Source organism: Glycomyces sp. NPDC048151 (assembly GCF_043202775.1).
Taxonomy (GTDB): Bacteria; Actinomycetota; Actinomycetes; order Mycobacteriales; family Micromonosporaceae; genus Glycomyces.
Window position 1 is genome coordinate 150,949 of record NZ_JBIDBB010000004.1, and the last position, 21,803, is coordinate 172,751.

The following is a 21,803-nucleotide window of genomic DNA, read 5'->3' on the forward strand; positions in this document are numbered from 1 at the left end:
GGGTGTCCGGCGGACCCGACCGCGACACCCCCGACATCGAACCAGGAGTCCACATGGCCGTCACCAGGCGCACGTCGCGCGACATCCGCAGCGAGTCGCGGCTCGACGTGCTGCACGCCCTGCTGGCGGCGGGCGAGGCGAGCCGGGGCGACCTGGCCGCCTCGACGGGCCTGAGCAACGCGACAGTGGCCACGGTGGTGAGCGACCTCCTCGAAGAGGGCATCGCCACCGAGGCCCGCCGCACCGGCGGGCGCATCGGCCGACCCACGACCACGTTGCGGCTCAACGGGAACCGCGGCCGCATCGTCGGCGTCGACGTCGCCGAGACCTACGTGCGGGCCACGGTGTTCGACGCCGCGCTCGACGAGCTGGCCTCGGCCGAAGTCGCCATCGACGAGCACCACGACGAGTACGACTACGTCATCGACGGCATCGTGCGGGCCCTCGACACCTCGCTCGACAGCGCGCACGCCACCCGCGACGACGTGCTCGGCGTCGGCATCTCGCTCCCCGGCGGCATGCAGCGCCGCGCCGAGGTCGCCGTCGTCGTCCCCAACGCGCCCTGGCTCCACGTCGACCGGCTGCGCGAGCGCATCGGCCTGCCGATGGTCGTCGACAACCCGCTCAAGGCGATGGCCACCGCCGAGCTCTGGTTCGGCGAGGGCCGCCGCCACAAGAGCATGATCACCGTCAACCTCGGCACCGGCGTCGGCGCCGGGATCGTCCTCGAAGGCACGATCCTGCGCGGCGCCCAGAACGGCGCGGGGGAGTGGGGGCACAGCCTCCTCGCCCTCGACGGCCGCAGATGCCGTTGCGGCCGTTCCGGATGCGTCGAGGCCTATGTGGGCGCGGCGGGCATCCAGCAGACGCTCGCCGCCATCGCCCCGGACCACCCGCTCGCCTCGGTCCCGATGCAGCGCGAGTTCATCGGCGCGCTCGCCGCCGCCCTCGAACCCCCGGCGCACCCGGCCCTGACCGAGACCCTGGAGCTCACCGCCCGGTACCTCGGCTCGGCGATCGCCGACCTCTGCGCGATCGTCAACCCCGAGATGATCACCCTGACCGGCTGGACCGCCTGGGCCCTCGGCGACCACCTCGTCCCGGCCGTGCGCCGCCGCGTCCTCGAGGAGGCCCCCGGCGACTCCGCCGCCGACCTCGCCATCGAGGTCTCCACCGTGCGCGGCAACTCCGTCGCCACCGGGATCGCCACGATCGCGTTGGAGCGCTTCCTCGGCGACGTGGGCCTCGTGACCACCCGGGTCCCCACCGCCATCTGAACGGGCGGCTTTCCGGCAGCACGGCTTTGCGTCAGCACTGTCGCACCGGGATGGGACACTGCGGGGCATGGAGAAGTACGACGTCAAGAAGGCCCACAAGCAGCTGTACTCGCCGCCGCGCAACGCGTTCGCCGTCGTCGAGGTCCCCGAGTTCCGGTTCCTCGCCGTCGACGGCAAGGGCGACCCGAACACCGCGGACTCCTACGCCGACGCCGTCGCGGCCCTGTACGGGACGGCGTACACGCTGAAGTTCGCCAGCAAGCGGACCCTCGGCCGGGACTTCGTCGTCGCCCCCATGGAGGGGCTGTGGCGCGCCGACGACCCGGCCGTGTTCCTCACCCGCGAGAAGAGCGCGTGGGAGTGGACCATGATGATCAGCCAGCCCGAGTGGATCACCGAGGAGATGGTCACCGCCGCCGCGGGCGAGGCCGCCGCGAAGCACCCCAACCCCGCGTTCGAGCAGCTCCGGCTCGTCACCTTCACCGAAGGCCTCAGCGTCCAGACCCTGCACATCGGCTCCTACGAGTCCGAGACGCCCGTCCTCCAGCGCCTCCACGACCACTACCTGCCGTACAACAAGCTCACCTTCAACGGCGACCACCACGAGATCTACCTCAGCGACGCCCGCCGCACCGCCCCCGCCAAGCTCAAGACGATCCTGCGCCAACCCGTCAAACCGGTGGAGTGACCTCAGCCCCTCGGGGTATCCCGAGGGCATGAGCACGCCGCTGGTCCCACCCGAGTCCTACTGGATCACCTCGACCGACCCGACCGCCTACCCGGCCGTGGAAGACCGGGTCACGACCGAGGTCGCCGTCGTCGGCGGCGGCATCGCCGGGATCTGCACCGCCTGGGAGCTCGCCCGCGCGGGCCGCTCCGTCGCCCTCCTCGAAGCGGGCCGGATCGTCGCGGGCGCCACCGGCAACACCACCGCGAAGCTCAGCGCCCAGCACGGCGCGATCTACGCGCACCTCAACGACGCCTTCGGCTCGGCGGCCGCCAGCGCCTACGCCGCCTCCCAGACCGCCGCGATCGAGCACGTCGCCGCTGTATCCGCCGAGCTCGGCATCGACTGCGACCTCGAACGCGCGCCCTCGTTCGTCTACACCGAGTCCGAGCGCGGCGTCGGTGAACTGCGCGCGGAGGCCGCGGCCGCCCGCGAGGCGGGCCTGCGCGCCGAGTTCACCACCGAGACCGGCCTGCCGTTTCCGGTCGCGGGCGCCGTCCGCGTCGAGGACCAGGCCCAGTTCCACCCCCGCAAGTTCCTGCTCGCGCTGGCGGCCGACCTCCACGAGCGGGGCGCGCGGATCTTCGAGCATTCGCGCGTGACCGGCATCGAGTCGGACGGCCGCCACGTCCTGCACCTCGCCGGCGGCGGCGAGGTCGAATGCGACCAGGTCGTGGTCGCCACGCAGTTCCCGGTGATCGACCGGGTCAAGCTCTTCGCGCGACTGTCGCCCCGCCGCGAGCTCGTCGTGGCCGCGCCGGTCCCGGCGTCGGCCGACCCCGGCGGCATGTACCTCACCGCCGACGACAACCTCCGCTCCGTGCGCACCGCCCCGTACGGCGAGGACCGGCGGCTGCTCATCGTCACGGGCGAGAAGTTCACGCCCGGCGACCCCGACACGACCGGGCGGCTCGAGCGCCTCACCGCGTGGACCGAGGACCGGTTCAAGACCGAGTCGATCGAGTACCGGTGGGCCGCACAGGACTACGCGACCTCCGACCGCGTGCCGTTCGTCGGCCCGCTGCACGGCGACGACGGCGTGTACGTCGCGTGCGGCTTCGGGGGCTGGGGGATGACGAACGGGGTCGCGGCCGCGCGCCTCATCGCGGCGACGATGGCGGGGAAGCCGCCGGAGTGGGCCGGGTTGTTCGGCCCCGGCCGGTTCCACCTGCTCCAGGAGGCGGGACGGATCGCCAAGGCCCAGTCGAAGGTCATGGGGCACTTCTTCGGCGACCGGCTGCCGCACGCCGCCCCGTCCGAGCCCGAGGACCTCGCGCCCGGCCAGGGCGCGGTGATGCGCGTCCACGGCTCGCTGCGGGCCGTCTACCGGGACGAGGATGGCGGACTGCGCGTCCTGTCCGCCAAGTGCACGCACCTCGGCTGCGTCGTGGGCTTCAACGACGCGGAGCGGACCTGGGAGTGCCCGTGCCACGGCTCGCGGTACGACACGAGCGGCGCGGTGATCCAGGGGCCCGCGCCCGACCCGCTCGAAGCGCACCCGCACCACTGAGTGACGAGCCTCATCTTGGCGTCCGCCGCGCCGCCGCGCTAGTTTCGGAAATTAGCGAAATGCCGAAGGACGGTGGACGTGCTCGACGAGTGCAAGGCCCTCTCCAATGAGACGCGCCTGCGGATCCTCAACTGGCTCAAGGAACCCGAGGCCAACTTCCCGTGCGGGGACACGGCCGACCTGGGCGTGTGCGCGGGGCTGATCCAGCAGAAGTCGGGCGCCTCCGCGTCTACGGTCTCGGCGCACCTCGCGATCCTCCAGCGCGCCGGGTTCCTCCAGGCCACCAGGCGCGGCCAGTGGATCTACTACCGCCGCGACGAGGCGCGCATCCGCGCGTTCACCGAAGACCTCCGCAACACTCTCTAGGAAGGCTCCCGTATGCCTGTCGCACTGTCGATCCTCGACCTCGCGCCGATCGCGCCGGGAAGCTCCGCGCGCGAAAGCCTCGCGGCCAGCGTCGAACTCGCCCGCGCCGCCGAGCGCAGCGGTTACCGGCGGGTCTGGTACGCCGAGCACCACAACATGCCGACCATCGCCTCCAGCGCCACGGCCGTCGTCATCGGCCACGTCGCCGAGCACACCGACTCGATCCGGCTCGGCGCGGGCGGCATCATGCTGCCCAACCACTCCCCGCTGGTGATCGCCGAGCAGTTCGGCACCCTGGAGACCCTCTTCCCCGGCCGCATCGACCTCGGCCTGGGCCGCGCGCCCGGCACCGACCGCCCGACCATGCGCGCCATCCGCCGCGACGCGACCTCCGCCGACACGTTCCCGCAGGACGTGCTCGAACTCCAGGCCTACCTCGCCGGTGAGTCCCGCGTGCCCGGCGTGCAGTCGATCCCCGTGCCGCAGAACGAGGTCCCCCTGTACCTCCTGGGCTCGTCCCTGTTCGGCGCGCAGCTCGCCGCGCAGCTCGGCCTGCCGTACGCGTTCGCGTCGCACTTCGCGCCGGACGCCCTGTTCGAGGCCGTGGCCGCCTACCGCGAGCAGTTCCAGCCCTCCGAGCAGCTCGCCGCGCCGTACGTGATCGCGGGCGTGAACGTCTTCGCCGCCGAGGACCGCGACGAGGCCGAGGCCCAGCGCGAGACCTCCTACCGCAACCGCGCCCGCGCCTTCATCAAGCGCGGCGAAGTGGGCCGCGAGTACACCGACGCCGAGATCGACGCGTTCCTCAACTCCGCTGCGGGGAGCCAGCTCTCGGCCATGACCAAGTACACGGCCACCGGCACGCCGGACGAGGTGCGCGACTACCTCGAGGACTTCGCCGACAAGGTCCGCGCCGACGAGCTGATCACCGCCCACCACGCCCAGCACGTCCCCGACCGCATCCGCTCGGTGGAGCTCACCGCGAAGGCCGTGGGCCGCGCCTAAGGGTCGCTCACTGCTTCTCGGGCCTCTGCCGCAACCGGTAGAGGCCCTTTCGCCTTGCGGGCGAACGGATACCGGCCCCTAGTCCCGGTCCAGGCCCAGCGCTCCGGCCCTGACCCCGGCCTGGAAGCGGGAGTCCGCGCCGAGCGCGGCGAGGAGTCCGGCGACCCGGCGGCGGTACGTGCGCAGTGAGACGCCGAGCCGCCGCGCGGCGGCCTCGTCGGTCGCACCCGACCCGAGCGCCGCGAGGACCGCCTTGGCGCGCGCGTCCAGGAGCGGCCGGTCGGAGCGCAGGAACGCGTCGAGGTCGGCCGCCGCCGCCCACGCGGCCTCGAACAGCGCGTACGAGCCCGCGACCAGGGCGGGCGCGGTGCTCATCGTGTACCGGCGGCCGCCGCGCCCGTCGGGCTCGGTGAGGATCATGGTCCGGGCGCCGACGAAGAACGTGCTCTGGGGGAGCGGGGCGGTCGTGATCCGCACTTCCGCGCCGTCGGCCGCCAGGTCCGCGAGGAGCCGCCGGTCGCGCTCGTCGGTGAGCACGGCGGGGCTGAACAGCTTCCGGGCCTCGCCGTCCGCCCCTTCTCGGGTCCGCCGCCGCGCGGCCTCGCGCGCGCCCGGCCACGTGTCGAGGTCGTGCGAGACGTTCACGAACTCGGCGCCGCCCGCGGTGAGCGGCTTGAGCCTCGACCACATCTCCAGGTCGCCGTGGAGCGTCAGGACCTCTGCCATGGCGTCAAGTATGCCTTGGCAGCAAGCTGCCAGCGCCTGGCCCGAAATCCCTGCCGCGCGCAGACTTCACGCCATGAGCAACGTCTTCCGCCTCGGCGGCGACCTCGAAGTGAACCGTCTCGGCTTCGGCGCGATGCGCCTGCCGTCCCAGCAGGGCATGTTCGGCCCGGCCCGCGACCCCGAGAACGGCCGCGCAGTGCTGCGCCGCGCCGTCGCGCTCGGCGCGAACCACGTCGACACCGCCGACTTCTACGTGAGCGCCGGGGGAGCCGTGCGCGCCAACGACCTCATCCGCGAAGCGCTGGATCCGTACCCCTCCGACCTGGTGATCGCCACGAAAATCGGCCCGCAGTTCCACACCGGCGGCCTCACCGAGGCCGCGGCCGCCGACATGCGCGGCCTGGTGGAGGCCGATCTCGCCGGTCTCGGGGTCGACCGGCTCGACCTGGTCTACCTGCGGGTCGGCACCATGGAGCCCGTCCCCGGGTCGATCGCCGAACGGTTCGAAGCCCTTGCGGCCCTTCGCGAAGAGGGCCTGATCCGGCACCTCGGCGTCAGCAACGTCACCGCCGCCCAGCTCGCCGAGGCCCGCGCGATCGCGCCGGTCGCGGCCGTGCAGAACCAGTACCATGCGGCCAAGCGCGACGACGCCGCCGTCCTCGCCGCCTGCGAGGCCGCAGGGATCGCGTTCGTGCCGTTCTTCCCGCTCGGCGGCGGCCACGAGCTCGACGACCCGCGCCTGGCGAAGGTCGCCGCGCGCCACGACGCCACGCCCGGCCAGATCGGCCTGGCCTGGCTCCTCGCGTCCTCTCCGGTGACCCTCGCCATCCCGGGCACCGGCGAACTCGCCCACCTCGAGGCCAACATGGCGGCCGCCGCCATCGTGCTCACGGACGAGGACCTGGAGGACCTGTCCTGACCCCCGACACGGGACAGCGGCCCCGCGCAATGCGCGGGGCCGCCGTCGTTCCGGTGGGTGCTACAGGGATCGAACCTGTGACCACCTCCTTGTAAGGGAGGTGCTCTACCGCTGAGCTAAGCACCCGGAGGGCGCGCGGAAGCGCGCCGAGCCTGAGAAAGGGTACCTGAACGGGGACTTGGGCGCACGTGGCGGGGGCCGTGGGCGTCCCGGATCGTGGGCGGGGGAGAGGCGTCGGGCACAGTCCGGAATTCACTGGAAGCTTCAAGTGTTGGGGATGCCGTGGAGAAACTACGCGTTGACATCTGGTCCGACATCGCCTGCCCGTGGTGCTACGTCGGCAAGGCCCGGTTCGACAAGGCCGTGCAGCAGCTCGAGGGCACCGTCCAGGTCGAGGTCCGGCACCGGTCCTTCGAGCTCGACCCGCACCGCGAGCCCGGCGACACCGCCCCGGTCGTCGACATGCTCGTCAAGAAGTACGGCATGAGCCCCGCGCAGGCCCAGGCCGGCGAGTACCGCCTCCAGGACCTCGCCAAGGCCGAAGGCCTCGAGTACCAGGCCGAGGGCCGCGACCACGGCAACACCTTCGACCTGCACCGGCTCCTCCACCTCGCTTCCGAGCGCGGCATCGAGGCCCAGGTCTGGAAGGCGTTCTACGCCGCCAACTTCGCCGACGAGGCCTCCATCTTCGAACGCGACCGCGTCATCGAGGTGGCCGTCGCCGCCGGGCTCGACAAGGACGAGGTCCTCGCCGTGCTCGACGACCCCGCGGCCTACCGCGACGCGGTCCGCGCCGACCAGGCCGAGGCCGCCGCGCTCGGCGCCACCGGCGTGCCCTTCTTCGTCGTCGACCAGAAGTACGGCGTCTCCGGTGCCCAGCCCGCCGAGGTGTTCGCCGAGGTCCTCGAGAAGGCTTGGGGCGAAAAGCGACCGGTGATCACCCAGATCGGCGGCGCCGACGACGTCGAGGCGTGCGGCCCCGACGGCTGCGCCGTCTGAGAGCGTTCCAGGCGTAACTGGCGAAACCTTCACGAACGGGCACCTCCGGGAATATCCTGAGGCGAATTCCGCTCGATCGAGGAGGCGATAGCCATGCCGATGGACCGCGAGACACAACTCAGGCTGGTGAAACTGCGCGACGACACCGGCGTGCTCTCGCTCTACGTCAACGCCGACCCCCGGCAGGAAGGCTCCCAGCCGCCCTGGAAGACCCGGCTCGACCAGGGCTTGAAGCAACTGCTCGAATCCGTCGACAACGGCACGCGCTCCGCGCTCGGCCGCCGCCTGGAGGAGATGAAGCTCGACATCGAGCAGCTCGTCCGCCCCGGCGCGCCCGGGATCGGCCGCGCGCTGTTCGTCGGCCTCGCCAGCGGCCAGACCTACAGCGTCGAGATGCAGACGCCCCTGACCGACCGGGTCGCCCTCGCCCCCCGCTCCCACATCGCCCCGATGTTCGGCGCCTGGGCCGAGGGCTCCCCGATCGGCATCGCCGTCGTCGACGGCAAGGGCATGCGCCTCCTCGACAGCCGGTTCGGCAAGTGCGAGGAGGTCTCCGGCCTCCACTTCGAGCTCGACACCGCCGAATGGCGCATCATGCGCGGCCCCAGCGCCTCGCACAGCGCCTGGGGCGGGCGCGACGGCGCCACGTCGAACAACCAGCACGACCTGTTCGACTACCGCATCGCCGAGCACCTGCAGAAGTTCCTCGCCGCCGCCCACTCCACACTGGAGGAGCACATGGCGACCTTCGGCTGGGAGCTGCTGGTCATCAGCGGCGAACCCGAACTCGTCGAGGCGTCCAGCAAGTCGCTCGACAACGGGTTCAAGGCCGAGGTCGTGGCCTCGCAGCTCGTGCTCAGCCAGTCCACGCCCGCGCAGATCCAGCAGTCCCTCGCACCCGAGGTCGCGGCCGCGCGGGCGGCCCGGGACGCGCGCCTCACCGCCGACTTCGCCGAGTCCCCGCGCAAGACCGTGGCGGGCTCCGAAGCCGTGCTCGACGCGCTCCAGGGCGCCCGGGTCGACCGGCTCGTCATCGAACGCGACTCCGTGTGGAGCGGCCGCCGCATCCCCGACGGCACGGTCCTGGCCGACTCGATCTCACCCGGGGAGCCCGAGCTGGCCGCGGCCATCGCGGACGCCCAGCTCGGCGAGGCGATGATCGAGATGGCGCTGGCCTCGGACGCGAAGGTCTCGATCCTCAGCGACGGCGTCGGGATCGACGAGAACGCGGGCGGGGTCGGCGCGTTCCTGCGCTGGTGAGCACCGCTTGAGCGATGAAGTTAGGTTATGCTAACCTTTCTTCGGCAGTACGATCCAGGGCCGCGGGTCTCTCACCTCCCGCGGCCCTGAGCCGTTCCCGGGGCCGGGCCGGGTTTCGGCGGCGAGTCCTTTGTGGGTCGGGTCGCAGGCGGCGGATCGAAATGCATCAGGAATTGTCGATGCGTTTATTCGAAATGGTGAAGATCTTCGATGAATTGCCTTGTGGCCCTTCGCATATTGACCGAGAAATACGCGATCGCGGCTTGCTCGCAAGGTTGTGGGAGCGCTACCCTGAACGTACGAACGCCGGACGCCGCGGACCGGCACCACTCTCCTCACCTCCCTCGGAGCCTCCCCCTGCCATGGCTACCACCGCTGAACTTCCCTCTCCGCCAACGGATGCGGAGCTCTACGACTATTTCGGGCCGCAACGCCGCTGGGTCATGGCGGTCATGTTCGCCTCCTGCCTGTTCCCCGCCGCCGCGACGGTCGCACTGGCGATCGCCAACCCTCTACTGTGGCCTTTCGGTGCTGTACTGGTGCTCAACACGGCCGCCGTCGGCCTGTCCATGCTCGACGGCATGCGCGCCCGCCGGATCACCCCGGCCGGGCACCGCCTCCTCCAGAGCGCCTACCGGCCCGAGACCCCGCCGTCGGTCGACGTGCTGCTGCCGACCTGCGGCGAGCCCGCCGAAGTCCTCGCCAACACCTACGCGCACGTCGCGGCCCTCGACTGGGACGGCCCGCTCGGCGTGCTCGTCCTCGACGAGCTCGACCGGGACGACGTGCGCGAACTCGCCGCCCGGCACGGGTTCGCGTACGTCCACCGCCCCGACCCCGGCAACGGCAAGAAGGCCGGGAACCTCAACCACGGCCTCACCCGCTCCAGTGCCGAGTTCGTGGTCGTCTTCGACGCCGACTTCTGCCCGCGCCCGGACTTCCTGCGCCACCTGATGCCCTACACCGCCGAGCCCTCCGTCGCGATCGTGCAGTCGCCGCAGGTCTTCGACACCGACCGCGCCATGGGCTGGCTCCAGCGCACCGGGGCCGCCGCGCAGGAGCAGTTCTACCGCTGGCTCCAGCCCGCCCGCGACGCCGACGACATGGCCGTCTGCTGCGGCTCCAACGCCGTCTACCGGCGCTCGGCCCTCGACCGCATCGGCGGCTTCGTCGTCCGCGACCACTCCGAGGACCTGTACACCGGCCTCACCCTCTACCGCCTCGGCCTGCGCACCGTGTACGTGCCGCTGGCCGTCGCGAAGGGACTGAGCCCCGACACGCTCGAGGCCTTCCTCAACCAGCAGTACCGCTGGTGCCTGGGCAACCTCGAACTCGCCCGCCCCGGCGTCCTGCGGGGCACCGGCCTGCCCTGGCGCGCGCAGCTCGGCTTCTGGGCCGGGATCGGCGGCTACCTCATGGGCGTGGTGAACATCTGGGCGGTGCCGCTGCCGATGCTCATCGTCCTCGCATGGCAGCCCGACCAGATCAGCCCCGTGCACCTGCTGCCGTTCCTGGTCCCCATCTGGACCTGGGTCGTGCTGCTGCCGCTGCTCCACCGCTCGCGCACCCGCCTGGAGACGCTCCGCGCGGGCCTCCTGTCGAGCTTCGCGCACCTGGTCGCGCTGCGGGACGCCCTGCGCGGCAAGGCGGCCGAGTGGGTCCCCACCGGCGCGCGCCGCCGCGCCAACCCGCTCGTGCGCACCGCCGTGACCTGGATGCTCGTGTGGACCGGCGGGACGCTCGCCGCCATGTGGGGCCTGCTCGCCTACGACGCCGCCGTCCACGGCTGGGAGCGCCTGTGGGGCGCGGCCGTGCTCATCGGCGTCCACACCTACCTCGCGGCGCCCGTGGTGGCCGCCGCCTGGGGCTCGCTGCGCCGACGCGGTCGCGCGCGCCCGGAACCGAACCACGTCGAAGGAGAACGCGATGAGCCCCGAGAGAACCCCGTCCCCGAACCGCCTGCCCTGGTCGGCGGCCCTGGCCTGGACCGGCCTGATCGCGGCCGCGGCCGTCCTCGCCTCCGGAGCACTGCCGCTTTAGGAGCATGAGCGCCCTCCTCGAAAGGGGAGGGCGTTTCGCATGGGGCCCAGGTGCATTCACGGCTTGTTCACCGGTTGGCGGTTGTCGGTTCGCGGCATTTGTCGTTCACTTACCCTCCACCCGGTTTCATCCTGAGATATAGAGGTTCCCATGACCACCATCCTCAGTAGACGAAATGTCATCGGCGCCGGCCTCGCGGCCGGCGCCGCCGCCCTCGCCTCCACCGCCCTCCCCGGTGCGGCCCAGGCAGAGGAGGCCTTCGGCGGCCCCCTCATCGGCCAGGCCCGCGGCGACCAGCTCCACGTCATGTCCTTCAACCTCCGCTACGAAGGCGGCGACCCCGCGCCGCGCACCTGGGACGAGCGCCGCCCGCTCGTCGCCACGGTCCTCAAGCGCGAGCGCCCCACGATCCTGCTCACGCAGGAGGGCCTGTACGGCCAGAACCAGGACGTCCTCGAGGACCTCAGGGACCACGACTGGATCCACCTCGGCCGCATGGGCGGCTCCAAGAGCGAGGCCACCGCGGTCTTCTGGGAGCGCAAGCGCCTCAAGGTCCTCGAGTACGACCACCTGTGGCTCTCCGACACGCCGCTCCTCATCGCCTCCAAGAACTGGGGCAACAACGTCGTCCGGATGCTCACCTGGGTCCGCTTCCAGGACCTGCGCACCGGCAGGGACTTCTACGTCGTCAACAACCACTTCGACCACCAGTCCGAGCCCGCCCGGCAGAAGGGCGCGCAGATGAACCTCGACGTCATCGCGCCCTGGACCTCCCCAGTCATCTGCGCGGGCGACTTCAACCAGGTCCCCGAGACCCCGACCTACCAGATCCTCACCGACGGCGGCCTCGTCGACACCATGCTCGCCGCCGAGGAGCCCGCCACGCCCGTCTACGCGACCTGGAACGGCTGGGACCCCGTCCCCACCGAGACCGGCCGCCGCATCGACTGGATCCTCACCACCCCCGAGGTGCGGATCCTCAGCGCCGCCGTGAACACCTACTCCAAGGACGGCCGCACGCCCTCCGACCACTGGGCCGCGCAGGCGCTCGTCGAGCTCCCGTAAACGGACTCCGGGGCGGCGGCGGCGCGGATATTTTTAGAAGGTGAACGACGCGCTGATCGCCGCCCCGCCGGGCGCCGCGGACGGGACCCACCCGCTGCTGGGTCCCGTCGAGGCGCCGTTCCTGCACGTCATGACCTACAACCTCAAGTCCGCCTCCGGCCGCGCCCCGCACTCCTGGTGGAAGCGCCGCCCCCTCGTCAAGGCCGTCCTCGAGAACGAGCTGCCCACCGTGATCTGCACCCAGGAGGGCCGCTTCCGCCAGCTCCTCGAAATCCGCGAGGACCTCGACGGCTACGACTGGGTCCACCTCGGCCGCGCTGGCGGCTCTCGCAGCGAGGCCACCGCGATCTTCTGGGACGCCGCCCGGCTCGTCCCGCTCGAATACGACCACCTCTGGCTCTCCAAGCGCCCCAACGTGATCGGCTCCCGCAACTGGGGGAGCGGCACCATCCGCATGCTCACCTGGGTGCACCTGGAGGACCGCGCCACCGGCAACCGCTTCTACGTGGTCGACAACCACTTCGACCACCGCTCCGAGAAGGCCCGCCGCAAAGGCGCGGGCATCCTCCTGCACGCCGTCTCGCGCTTCCTCGACCCCGTGATCGTCGCCGGGGACTTCAACTGCGGCCCCGACTCCGCGACCTACCGCGCGCTCACCGGCGGCGGCCTCGCCGACACCTGGGAGTACGCCGCCGAGCACGTCACCCCGAACTGGGCCACGTTCAACCGCTGGCGCCCCGAGCCCGTCGAGGGCCCGACCCGCATGGACTGGATCCTCGCCAGGTCCAGCCGGGACTGCTCCATCGAGGTCCACCGGGTCGGCGTGAACGCCTACACCGAAGGCGGCCTCACCCCGTCCGACCACTGGCCAGTGCAGGCGGTCGTCAGGCTCGTGCCCCGGCGGGGACGGCCGTCCCCGCGAGGTACTCCCTGATCTCGCTGACCGCCGCGCGACCGGCCCGGTTCGCGCCCACGGTGCTCGCAGACGGGCCGTAGCCCGCCAGGTGCACGCGCGGATCGGCTGCCACGCGCGTGCCGTCCATGACGATGCCGCCGCCCGGCCCGCGCAGCTTCAGCGGCGCGAGATGGTCGAGCGCCGCCCGGAAACCCGTGGCCCACAGAATCGTGTCGACCGGGATGAACCGCCCGTCGTCCCAGCTCAGCCCCTCCGGCGTGATCGCGGTGAACATCGGCAGCCGGTCGAGCACCCCGGACTCGCGGGCCGCGCGGATCTCCGGCGTCAGCGGCACTCCGGTCACCGAGACGACCGACTGCGGCCGCAGCCCCCGGCGCACCCGCTCGTCGACCTTGGCGACGACCTCGCGTCCCCGGTCCGGGTTGAAATCGCCTGCGCGCCACTGCGGTTCGCGCCGCGTGAGCCAGTGCGTCGACGCCGCGAGCGGGTCGATCTCCAGCAGGTGCTGGATCCCGGAGATCCCGCCGCCGACAACGGCGACCCGCCGGCCCTCGAACTCCCAGGGCCCGCGGTACTGCGCGGTGTGCAGCTGCCTCCCGCGGAACGTCTCCTGCCCGGCGTACCGGGGCCAGAACGGACGCTCCCAAGTGCCCGTGGCGTTGATGATCGCGCGGGTGGTCCAGGTGCCCTGGTCGGTGACGACCTCGAGCCGCTTGTCGGGCAGCGGCCGCACCTCGCTCACCGAGACCGGACGCCGCACCCGCAGGTCGAACTCGCGCTCGTAGTCCTCGAAGTAGCGCGAGATCACGCCGGAGACGGGCGTGGACGGCTCCGGCTCGGGCACGTCCATGCCCGGCAGCCGGTAGACGCCGTTCACTGTCGCGAACGTCAACGTCGGCCAGCGGAACTGCCACGCGCCGCCCGCGTGCGGGGCGTGGTCGAGCACCGCGAACCCGGTCTCGGGCTCGAAATGGCGCCGCAGGAAGTAGGCGGCCGAAAGCCCGGCCTGCCCGGCCCCGATGACGACGACTTCGACCTCGCGATGCACCTCTAGTGGAACGGTTCCGCCGCGCCCGCGATTCCGGGAGGTGAGTCCGCTCACGCGTCCGGAGCGGCACGCTGCCTCCTGGTTCCCTACGCCTCCGGCTTCGGGAACTGCTCCTTCATGGTGAAGGCCTTCGGGGACGGCCCGTTCTCACGCAGGTGCGTGAGGCGCTCCTCGGCGTCGGCGATCGTCGGCCGCTCGCCCTCCGGGACCCACCACATCGCCGCGTACGCGTCCGTCAGGTGCTCGAACCACTCGCGGCGGCGCTGGAGGTACGCGCGGTGCACCTCGCCGTAGACATAGGAGTTCAAGGCCTCGGGCGAGGTCCACACCGACATGTTCACGATCAGCCAGCCGTCGCCGAAGAACCGGAAGTCGGTCGCGTCCGTGCCGTCCTCGCTCACGAGCCGCCAGACGAACCCGTCCGAGGCCTCGGCCGCCGCGTTCACCTTCTCCAGCCCCGCCAGGAAGCCCCGCAGCTTCGGGGTGTGCAGCGGCGCCAGCAGCCGCGCGATGTTCACCTGCGCCAGTTCGTATCCCGCACTCATGTCCAGAAGCCTGCCAGCGCCGCGCCCCGGTCGTCAACGCCCGCAGCCGAAACCCAGTCGACTGGGTTTTCAGGCCGCGAGCGGCGCCAGGAACTCCAGGCGGTTGCCGAACGGGTCCCGCGAGTAGAAGCGCCGGTACCCGATGAAGTCCGAGTCCCAGGCGACCTGGTGCCCGGCCGCTTCGAGGCGCGCGGCGAGCGCGTCGAGATCGGCCACGAGGATCCCGGGGTGGGCCTTCACGGAGGGCACGTGGCCCGCGTCGACGCCGAGGTGGAGTTCGAGGGCGTCGGTGCGCAGCCACAGGCCGCCGCGCTTGGCGAGCTCCGGCGGCTTCTCGACCTCCGTCATGCCGAGCACGCCGACGTAGAACGTGCGGGCGGCGTCCTCCCCGGCGGGCCGGATCGCCAGTTGCACGTGGTGGACGCCGTAGCCGAACGGCGAGGCGCCGTGCTGGTCGTTCATGGTTCGCTCCTTTGCGAATCGGGTCTCAGCCGGTGACGGCCCGCGTGAGCAGGGACGCCGAGCTGACGATGAGGAGGCCGAGCACGACGCGGCGGAAGCGCTCGGCGTCGAGGCGGCTGAACAGGAGCTCGCCCGCGACGATGCCGAGCGCCACGCCGGGGGCCCCGAGGAGCAGGAGCCCGCCGAGTTCGGCGGTGAAGTGGCCGGTGAGGGCGTAGCCGACGGTCGCGGCGACGCTGGTGGACGCGAACGAGACCGCGAGGGTCGCGCGCTGGACGCGGGGTTCGAGGCCGAGGCCCTGGAAGGCGGCGACCATGGGCGGGCCGTCGATGCCGGTGGCGCCGTAGGAGGCCCCGGCGAACAGGCTGACGCCCGCGAGGGTCGCGGTGCCGCCGCGCAGGACCGCCTTGCGCCAGACGAGGACCGTGCCGAGCACGACGACTCCGGCGATGACGAGCATGAGGGCTTCGGCGGGGAGCGCGTTGAGCGCCCAGACGCCGAGCGGCACGCCGGGCACGCCGCATCCGAGGACGACCGCGAGCAGCCTGCGGTCGATCCGGCGGCGGTCCTTGACGGCGATCGCGATGCTGACCGGGGCGGCGAGCACGGCGGCGACGACCACGGCGCTGACGGGGTCGACGAGGACCGCGAGAGGCGGCACGGCGACGAGGGAGAACCCGAATCCGGCGGTGCTGCGGATCGTGGAGGCGAGGAGGAGCACGGCGAACACGCCGAGGAGGGTGAGCACGGGGGCCTTTCGGGGGTCGGACGGCGAAGGGGCGGACCGTTTCCGGTCCGCCCCCTGCTCATGCGTTCACGGCGCTACTCGGCCAGCAGTCCGCGCAGGACGTACTGGAGGATGCCGCCGTTGCGGTAGTACTCGGCCTCGCCCGGGGTGTCCAGGCGGACGACGGCCTCGAAGGTCTTCTCGGACCCGTCGGGGCTGACGGCGGTCACGGTCACGGTGGCCGGGATGCCGTCGTTGATCGCGGTGACGCCCGCGATCGAGACGGTCTCCTCGCCCGTGAGGCCGAGGCTCTGGTGCGACTCGCCCTCGGGGAACTGGAGCGGCAGGACGCCCATGCCGATGAGGTTCGAGCGGTGGATGCGCTCGTACGACTCGGCGATGACGGCCTTGACGCCCAGGAGGCGGGTGCCCTTGGCGGCCCAGTCGCGGCTGGAGCCGGTGCCGTACTCCTTGCCCGCGAAGACGACCAGCGGGGTCCCCTCGGCGGCGTAGTTCTGGCAGGCGTCGTAGATGGTCGACACGGGGCCGCCGGCCTGGGTGAAGTCGCGGGTCCAGCCGCCCTCGGTGCCCGGCGCGAGCTGGTTGCGCAGGCGGATGTTCGCGAAGGTGCCGCGGACCATGACCTCGTGGTTGCCTCGGCGGGAGCCGTACGAGTTGAAGTCCTTCGGGCTGACGCCCTGGCCCTTCAGGTACTCGCCCGCGGGCGAGTCGGCCTTGATGGATCCGGCGGGGGAGATGTGGTCGGTCGTGACCGAGTCCCCGAGCTTCGCCATGACGCGGGCGCCCGCGATGTCCTCGACGGGGGCCGGCGTGGCGGGCATGCCGTCGAAGTAGGGGGCCTTGCGCACGTAGGTCGAGGCGTCGTCCCACTCGAAGGTGTTGCCGGTCGGGATCGGCAGGGACTGCCAGGTCTCGTCGCCGTCGAAGACGGAGGCGTACTCCTTGAGGAACATGTCGCGGCCGATGTTGCCGTCGACGACCTCGCGGATGTCCTCGGCGGAGGGCCAGATGTCGCGCAGGAACACGTCCTGGCCGTCCTTGCCCTTGCCGATCGGGTCCGAGGTCAGGTTGAGGTCCATCGTCCCGGCCAGCGCGTACGCGACGACCAGCGGCGGGGACGCCAGGTAGTTCATCTTGATGTCGGGGTTGATGCGGCCCTCGAAGTTGCGGTTGCCCGAGAGGACGGCCGCGACGGCGAGGTCGCCCGCCTGGACGGCGGCCGAGGTCTCCTCGGGGAGCGGGCCGGAGTTGCCGATGCAGGTGGTGCAGCCGTAGCCGACCAGGTTGAACCCGAGCTTGTCGAGGTACGGGGAGAGCCCGGCGCGGGTGAGGTAGCCGGTGACGACCTGCGAGCCCGGCGCGAGGGAGGTCTTGACCCACGGCTTGGAGAGCAGGCCCGCCTCGACGGCGTTCTTGGCGAGGAGGCCAGCGCCGACCATGACGTACGGGTTGGAGGTGTTGGTGCACGAGGTGATCGCGGCGATCACGACGGCGCCGTGGTCGAGCTCGAACTCGCCCGTCTCGGTCTTGACGGTCTGCGGGTTGTGCGGGCGGGACCCGTTGGGCGACTGGGCGGGCGCGTCCGAGCCCGGGAAGGACTCCTCGCCCGCTTCGTCCGTCACGTAGTTGGCGACGTCGCGGCGCCACTGGTGCCCGGCCTGGTCGAGCTGGATGCGGTCCTGCGGGCGCTTGGGGCCGGCGATGGAGGGCACGACGGTGGAGAGGTCGAGCTCGAGGTACTCGGAGTACTCGGCTTCGTTCGCCGGGTCGTGCCACATGCCCTGGGCCTTGGCGTAGGCCTCGACGAGGGCGATCTGCTCCTCGGTGCGGCCGGTGAGGCGCAGGTAGTCGACGGTGCGCTCGTCGATCGGGAAGATGCCGCAGGTGGAGCCGAACTCGGGGGCCATGTTGCCGAGGGTGGAGCGGTCGGCGACGGGCACGGAGGAGACGCCTTCGCCGTAGAACTCGACGAACTTGCCGACGACGCCGTGGTCGCGGAGCATCTCGGTGATGGTGAGCACGAGGTCGGTGGCGGTGGTCCCGGCCGGGAGGTCGCCGGAGAGCTTGAAGCCGACGACGCGCGGGATGAGCATGGAGATCGGCTGGCCGAGCATGGCCGCTTCGGCCTCGATGCCGCCGACGCCCCAGCCGAGGACGCCGATGCCGTTCTCCATGGTGGTGTGGGAGTCGGTGCCGACGCAGGTGTCGGGGTAGGCGACGCCGTCGCGGGTCATGACGACGCGGGCCAGGTGCTCGATGTTGACCTGGTGGACGATGCCGGTGCCGGGCGGGACGACCTTGAACTCGTCGAAGGCGGTCTGGCCCCAGCGCAGGAACTGGTAGCGCTCGCGGTTGCGCTCGTATTCGCGTTCGACGTTGCGCTGGAAGGAGTCGGGGTTGCCGAAGAAGTCGACGATCACGGAGTGGTCGATGACCATCTCGGCGGGCGCGAGGGGGTTGATCTTGGACGGGTCGCCGCCGAGGTCGCGGACGGCCTCGCGCATGGTGGCGAGGTCGACGACGCAGGGGACGCCGGTGAAGTCCTGCATGATCACGCGGGCGGGCGTGAACTGGATCTCGGTGTTGGGCTTGGCCGAGGGGTCCCAGGAGCCGAGTGCCCGGATGTGGTCGGCGGTGATGTCCGCGCCGTCCTCGTTGCGCAGCAGGTTCTCGAGGAGGACCTTGAGGCTGTAGGGGAGGCGGTCGTGGCCTTCCACCTTGTCGATGCGGAAGATGTCGTAGTCGTGTTCGCCGACCCGCAGCGTCTCGCGGGCGCCGAAGGAGTCCGTGCTCACCATGAGAGCTCCTTGGTTTTCAGAACTGAAGATCGGTCTCAGTCTGCCGCAACCGCAAGACCAGGGAGTCGAGGTCGCCGAGAGTGGACCGCTTCTAAACAGTACGTCCGTCTTATTTAACGGGTCCAACTGTATCACCCGGTGTCGCGCGAGGGGTTCTTAGCCGAGCCTAAGGCGCTGCCCGCTCACGCGAAGCGTTGCGGGGGAAGGCTTTTGAGGAAAGGTCGCATCCGGGCCGGAACTGGGGCTTTGAAGGCCGGCGGCGGCTGGCGGTTGGTGTGCGGTGATGCTGGCCGCCGCCGGCCCGGTGCGGTGGATATAAGTCTTAATTCGGACTATACGCGGCCTGCTCACAGGGCCGTCACCGGCCCTGTGACCTCCGTCGCTACCTGCGGTTAGACCGCCAGGCGGGGTCCGGCGGCGCGCTGCTCGCCGAGCCAGGACTCCACGTCGTCCGCCGTGCGGGGCAGCCCGGCCGAGAGGTTCTCGCAGCCCGCGGCGGTGACCCGCACGTCGTCCTCGATGCGGATGCCGACGCCGCGCAGCTCCTCGGGGACCAGCTCGTCGTTGGCCTGGAAGTACAGCCCCGGCTCGACGGTGAGCACGTAGTCCTCCTGCACCGCGCCCTTGTAGTAGTGCTCGGGGCGGGAGTTCGCGCAGTCGTGCACGTCGAGGCCGAGCATGTGGCCGAAGCCGTGCAGGGTCCAGCGGCGGTAGATGAGCGAGTCCTTGTCGAGCGCCTCGTCGACCGAGCCCGGCAGGACTCCGAGGCCCTTGAGGCCCTCGGCCAGGACCCGCATGCAGGTCTGGTGGATCTCCTGGAACTCCGTGCCCGGCTTGATGACGTCCATGCCCGCCTGCTGCGAGGCGTGCACGATGTCGTACACCTCGCGCTGCAGCGGCGTGAAACCGCCGCTCACCGGCAGGGTCCGGGTGACGTCGGCGGTGTAGAGGTGGTTGTTCTCAACGCCCATGTCCATGAGGATGAGCTCGCCCGGCGTGGTCCGGCCGTCGTTGGTGATCCAGTGGAGCGTCGTCGCGTGCGAACCCGCACCCACGATCGAGTCGTAGCCGAGCCCGTTGCCCTCCAGGCGCGAACGCAGCCCGAACACGCCCTCCAGGGTCCGCTCGGGGATCGACCCGTCCGAAGGCAGGATCCGCGCCACGTCCTCGAAGCCGCGCACGGTGATGTCGATGGCGTCCTGCAGCTGCTCCAGCTCCCACGCGTCCTTGACCAGGCGCAGCTCCGAGAGCACCGCGGCCAGCTCGCCGTCGCGGGTCAGCTGCGGGCGGCCCTCGGCGTCCCGGCCCGGCTCCTCGGCCGCGAAGAACGCGTCCACTCCGGCGTCGAAGCCGCGCAGCACGCGCACCTTGCCGCGCTCGACGCCCGCCAGCTCGCTCTCGAGCCGCTCCACGTCGCGCACCTCGACGCCCAGCTCCACGCTGGTCTCCTGCAGGGAGCGCTTGCGGCCGATCCACAGCTCGCCGTACTTCGCGGAGCGGAAGAACTCGTCGGAGTCGGTGCCCTTGCGCGGGCGGCGGTACAGGACCGCGTCGTGGCCGGACCCGTTCGGGTGCAGCACGAGCACGCCCTCGGGGTCGAGGTCGCCGGTGAGCCACGCGAAGTCCGAGCCCGCGCGGAAGCGGAAGAAGGTGTCGTTCGAGCGGGTCTTCTCGGCGCCGGTGGGGACGACCACCGTCTCGCCGGGGAAGGCCGCCGAGACGGCCTCGCGGCGGCGGGCCGTGTAGGCCGCCTGCGCCGACTCGGCCACGTCCAGCTCCGTCGCGCCCCAGCCGGTGCGCATGAAGTTCAGGAACTTCTCCGGGAACTGCGGGTCGTGGGGCCGCTCGCCGGACTTCTTCTCAGCCATGACTGGTCCTTCCGAACATGAAGACTGCTGAGGTGGATGTGCCTCACCACGACCGTACTACTGGCGTGAGGAGACGATGGCGGCTAGTGGGAACGCCCGGGCCACCGCTACCCTGGAAATCGTGACCGATCGCGCCAATTCGTCGCTCAATCCTCCCGCCGGAGCGGGGGCCGGGCCCTCGCGTTCAGCCGTCACCCTCCCCGCCTCCCAGCTCGAGCAGATCCGCCGCCTCGTCGCGGTCGGCCGGGCGTCCTCGGTCGACGAGTACGTCGCCGCCGCCGTCGCCGAACGGCTCGAACGCGACCGCTCGCTCGCCGAGCTCCAGGACCTCTTCGAGCGCAAGGGCCACGCCCCCAGCGCCGAGCACCTGGCCTGGGCCCGCGAGAAGCTCGGCGTCGAGGGCAAAGAAGGAGAGGCCGGTACGTGATCGGCGGCCGCATCCTCGACGTGTCCGCCATCGTCGGCTTCGCCACCTCAATGCCCTACCCGCAGGCCGTCGTCTTCACCGCCCTCGAGCAGAACGTGGTCCTCGCGATCCCCTCCGGCGCCCTCGCCGAGGCCTGGTCGCAGGCCCGCCGCCGCGACCGCGACGCCCTCCTGGTGCTCCTCGGCCTGCCCGTCACCGTCGTCATGGACCTCGACCAGAAGTCCGCGCGCGACGTCGGCCTCATGCTGTCGCGCTCGCGCCAGCACGGCAACATCGCCGCCGGGCACGTCGCCTGGTGTGGCCTGAACCGCCCCGGCTGGCCCATCGTGACGGGCGAGCCCAAGACGCTGCTTGCATTCGACTCGAGCCTCGAGATCGACCAATTGCCTTGAGCCGCGAACCGAAGGACACTGGAGGAGTGGGCGTGACCACCGTGCAGGAGCAGACCATGAGCGATCTGGGCCAACTCGACTACCGGCCCCGCAAGTCCCGCATCGGGGCCTGGATCGGCGCGGCCGTCGCGTTCGGCGGCTTCACCGCCCTGTCCTTCACCCTCGGCGCCCAGACCTTCGAGGGCGGCGCCATCACCTGGCCCGACCAGGCCGCCATGATCGGCCTCGGCGTCATCGGCGCCGGCATCAGTCTCAGCTTCCTGCGCCTGCGCGTCCGCGCCGACGCGAAGGGCATCGAGGTGACCAACGTCGCCTCCAAGCGCTACTTCCCGTGGCAGGTCGTCACCGCGGTCAACTTCACCGACAAGATGACTTGGGCCACCGTGGAACTCGCGGACGACGACGAGATGTCGATCATGGCCCTCCAGGTCAGCGACAAAGAGCGGGCTGTGGCGGCGGTCAAACACCTGCGAGCGCTCTTGGAGCAGTCCCGCAGCTAGGTGCTAGTATTGCGTGTCGATCGCACCGAGCCGTCCTGGACGGCGAGCGGTGCCGCAAGCGGAGTCCAGCTCCCACCCGCAGCCGGGACCCCCTCACGGGGATCCGACAGGTGAACGGGTCACGTACGGCGACATGATCGCCGTGCCCTTGGAGTGGACCCTGGCCTATGCCGGGGTCTTTTCTTTTGGGGACCTCACACGCTGA

21 protein-coding genes and 1 tRNA gene are annotated in these 21,803 nt (G+C 71.2%); 14 read left to right on the forward strand and 8 right to left on the reverse strand.

Going from position 1 to position 21,803, the window contains the following annotated elements; genetic code table 11:
- Nucleotides 1-53 precede the first annotated feature (53 nt).
- The 5 genes from ACGGCP_RS10465 to ACGGCP_RS10485 all read left to right on the forward strand — a co-directional run bounded on the left by ACGGCP_RS10465 (nt 54) and on the right by ACGGCP_RS10485 (nt 4,885).
- Nucleotides 54-1,277 carry an ROK family protein gene (locus ACGGCP_RS10465; RefSeq protein ID WP_392963952.1) on the forward strand — a complete coding sequence of 408 codons (1,224 nt, stop codon included), beginning with the start codon at nt 54-56 and terminating at the stop codon, nt 1,275-1,277.
- Between the two features lie 67 nt (nt 1,278-1,344).
- The gene (locus tag ACGGCP_RS10470; RefSeq protein WP_392963954.1) at nt 1,345-1,965 is read left to right on the forward strand and encodes a GyrI-like domain-containing protein; all 621 of its coding nucleotides are present in this window, start codon (nt 1,345-1,347) and stop codon (nt 1,963-1,965) included.
- Between the two features lie 28 nt (nt 1,966-1,993).
- Nucleotides 1,994-3,514 carry an FAD-dependent oxidoreductase gene (locus tag ACGGCP_RS10475; protein ID WP_392963956.1) on the forward strand — a complete coding sequence of 507 codons (1,521 nt, stop codon included), beginning with the start codon at nt 1,994-1,996 and terminating at the stop codon, nt 3,512-3,514.
- 72 nt (nt 3,515-3,586) lie between these two features.
- A complete protein-coding gene (locus tag ACGGCP_RS10480; RefSeq protein WP_392963958.1) occupies nt 3,587-3,880 on the forward strand; it encodes an ArsR/SmtB family transcription factor in 294 nt (97 codons plus the stop codon).
- 12 nt (nt 3,881-3,892) lie between these two features.
- Nucleotides 3,893-4,885 carry an LLM class flavin-dependent oxidoreductase gene (locus ACGGCP_RS10485; RefSeq protein ID WP_392963960.1) on the forward strand — a complete coding sequence of 331 codons (993 nt, stop codon included), beginning with the start codon at nt 3,893-3,895 and terminating at the stop codon, nt 4,883-4,885.
- A 78-nt stretch (nt 4,886-4,963) separates the two neighbouring features.
- On the opposite strand, the gene ACGGCP_RS10490 is transcribed toward ACGGCP_RS10485, so the two are convergent.
- Entirely contained in the window at nt 4,964-5,611 is a 648-nt protein-coding gene (locus ACGGCP_RS10490) for a DNA-binding response regulator (RefSeq protein ID WP_392963962.1), read from the reverse strand.
- Nucleotides 5,612-5,684: 73 nt separating this feature from the next.
- Here ACGGCP_RS10490 and ACGGCP_RS10495 point away from each other — a divergent pair, with 73 nt between their 5' ends.
- Nucleotides 5,685-6,530, forward strand: coding sequence for an oxidoreductase (locus ACGGCP_RS10495; protein WP_392963964.1), 846 nt, complete (start codon nt 5,685-5,687; stop codon nt 6,528-6,530).
- A 54-nt stretch (nt 6,531-6,584) separates the two neighbouring features.
- On the opposite strand, the gene ACGGCP_RS10500 is transcribed toward ACGGCP_RS10495, so the two are convergent.
- Nucleotides 6,585-6,656 (reverse strand) — tRNA-Val (locus ACGGCP_RS10500).
- A gap of 156 nt (nt 6,657-6,812) precedes the next feature.
- On the opposite strand from ACGGCP_RS10500, the gene ACGGCP_RS10505 reads away from it, so the two are divergent.
- From ACGGCP_RS10505 to ACGGCP_RS10525, 5 genes are all read left to right on the forward strand, one after another.
- Nucleotides 6,813-7,529: a DsbA family oxidoreductase gene (locus ACGGCP_RS10505; protein ID WP_392963965.1), complete on the forward strand. Its 717-nt coding sequence runs from the start codon at nt 6,813-6,815 to the stop codon at nt 7,527-7,529.
- A gap of 93 nt (nt 7,530-7,622) precedes the next feature.
- Nucleotides 7,623-8,789 (forward strand): VLRF1 family aeRF1-type release factor, encoded by a 1,167-nt coding sequence (locus ACGGCP_RS10510; RefSeq protein ID WP_392963966.1) that lies wholly within the window; start codon nt 7,623-7,625, stop codon nt 8,787-8,789.
- 362 nt (nt 8,790-9,151) lie between these two features.
- Nucleotides 9,152-10,837, forward strand: coding sequence for a glycosyltransferase family 2 protein (locus tag ACGGCP_RS10515; protein ID WP_392963968.1), 1,686 nt, complete (start codon nt 9,152-9,154; stop codon nt 10,835-10,837).
- Nucleotides 10,838-10,979: 142 nt separating this feature from the next.
- Nucleotides 10,980-11,894, forward strand: a complete 915-nt coding sequence (locus tag ACGGCP_RS10520) for an endonuclease/exonuclease/phosphatase family protein (RefSeq protein WP_392963971.1) — start codon at nt 10,980-10,982, stop codon at nt 11,892-11,894.
- 40 nt (nt 11,895-11,934) lie between these two features.
- Nucleotides 11,935-12,828, forward strand: coding sequence for an endonuclease/exonuclease/phosphatase family protein (locus ACGGCP_RS10525; RefSeq protein ID WP_392963973.1), 894 nt, complete (start codon nt 11,935-11,937; stop codon nt 12,826-12,828).
- On the opposite strand, the gene ACGGCP_RS10530 is transcribed toward ACGGCP_RS10525, so the two are convergent.
- The 6 genes from ACGGCP_RS10530 to ACGGCP_RS10555 form a co-directional block, all read right to left on the reverse strand.
- Nucleotides 12,779-13,858, reverse strand: a complete 1,080-nt coding sequence (locus ACGGCP_RS10530; RefSeq protein WP_392963976.1) for an NAD(P)-binding domain-containing protein — start codon at nt 13,856-13,858, stop codon at nt 12,779-12,781. The genes ACGGCP_RS10525 and ACGGCP_RS10530 overlap by 50 nt on opposite strands.
- Nucleotides 13,859-13,944: 86 nt before the next feature.
- On the reverse strand, nt 13,945-14,403 hold the full coding sequence (locus tag ACGGCP_RS10535) for a DUF3291 domain-containing protein (RefSeq protein ID WP_392963979.1): 459 nt from the start codon (nt 14,401-14,403) through the stop codon (nt 13,945-13,947).
- A gap of 69 nt (nt 14,404-14,472) precedes the next feature.
- A complete protein-coding gene (locus tag ACGGCP_RS10540) occupies nt 14,473-14,865 on the reverse strand; it encodes a VOC family protein (RefSeq protein WP_392963982.1) in 393 nt (130 codons plus the stop codon).
- A 25-nt stretch (nt 14,866-14,890) separates the two neighbouring features.
- A complete protein-coding gene (locus ACGGCP_RS10545) occupies nt 14,891-15,613 on the reverse strand; it encodes a TSUP family transporter (RefSeq protein ID WP_392963984.1) in 723 nt (240 codons plus the stop codon).
- A 74-nt stretch (nt 15,614-15,687) separates the two neighbouring features.
- Complete coding sequence (acnA, locus tag ACGGCP_RS10550) at nt 15,688-18,408, reverse strand: aconitate hydratase AcnA (RefSeq protein WP_392965076.1); 2,721 nt, start codon at nt 18,406-18,408, stop codon at nt 15,688-15,690.
- Nucleotides 18,409-18,803: 395 nt separating this feature from the next.
- Nucleotides 18,804-20,279 (reverse strand): aminopeptidase P family protein, encoded by a 1,476-nt coding sequence (locus ACGGCP_RS10555; RefSeq protein WP_392963987.1) that lies wholly within the window; start codon nt 20,277-20,279, stop codon nt 18,804-18,806.
- A 121-nt stretch (nt 20,280-20,400) separates the two neighbouring features.
- Here ACGGCP_RS10555 and ACGGCP_RS10560 point away from each other — a divergent pair, with 121 nt between their 5' ends.
- From ACGGCP_RS10560 to ACGGCP_RS10570, 3 genes are read left to right on the forward strand one after another with little or no spacing between them, the layout of a single operon-like run.
- Nucleotides 20,401-20,706 carry a type II toxin-antitoxin system ParD family antitoxin gene (locus ACGGCP_RS10560; RefSeq protein ID WP_392963990.1) on the forward strand — a complete coding sequence of 102 codons (306 nt, stop codon included), beginning with the start codon at nt 20,401-20,403 and terminating at the stop codon, nt 20,704-20,706.
- The gene (locus tag ACGGCP_RS10565) at nt 20,703-21,098 is read left to right on the forward strand and encodes a hypothetical protein (protein ID WP_112140276.1); all 396 of its coding nucleotides are present in this window, start codon (nt 20,703-20,705) and stop codon (nt 21,096-21,098) included. Before ACGGCP_RS10560 ends, ACGGCP_RS10565 begins: the two co-directional genes overlap by 4 nt.
- Nucleotides 21,099-21,130: 32 nt before the next feature.
- Nucleotides 21,131-21,598 carry a PH domain-containing protein gene (locus tag ACGGCP_RS10570; RefSeq protein ID WP_392963994.1) on the forward strand — a complete coding sequence of 156 codons (468 nt, stop codon included), beginning with the start codon at nt 21,131-21,133 and terminating at the stop codon, nt 21,596-21,598.
- Nucleotides 21,599-21,803 lie beyond the last annotated feature (205 nt).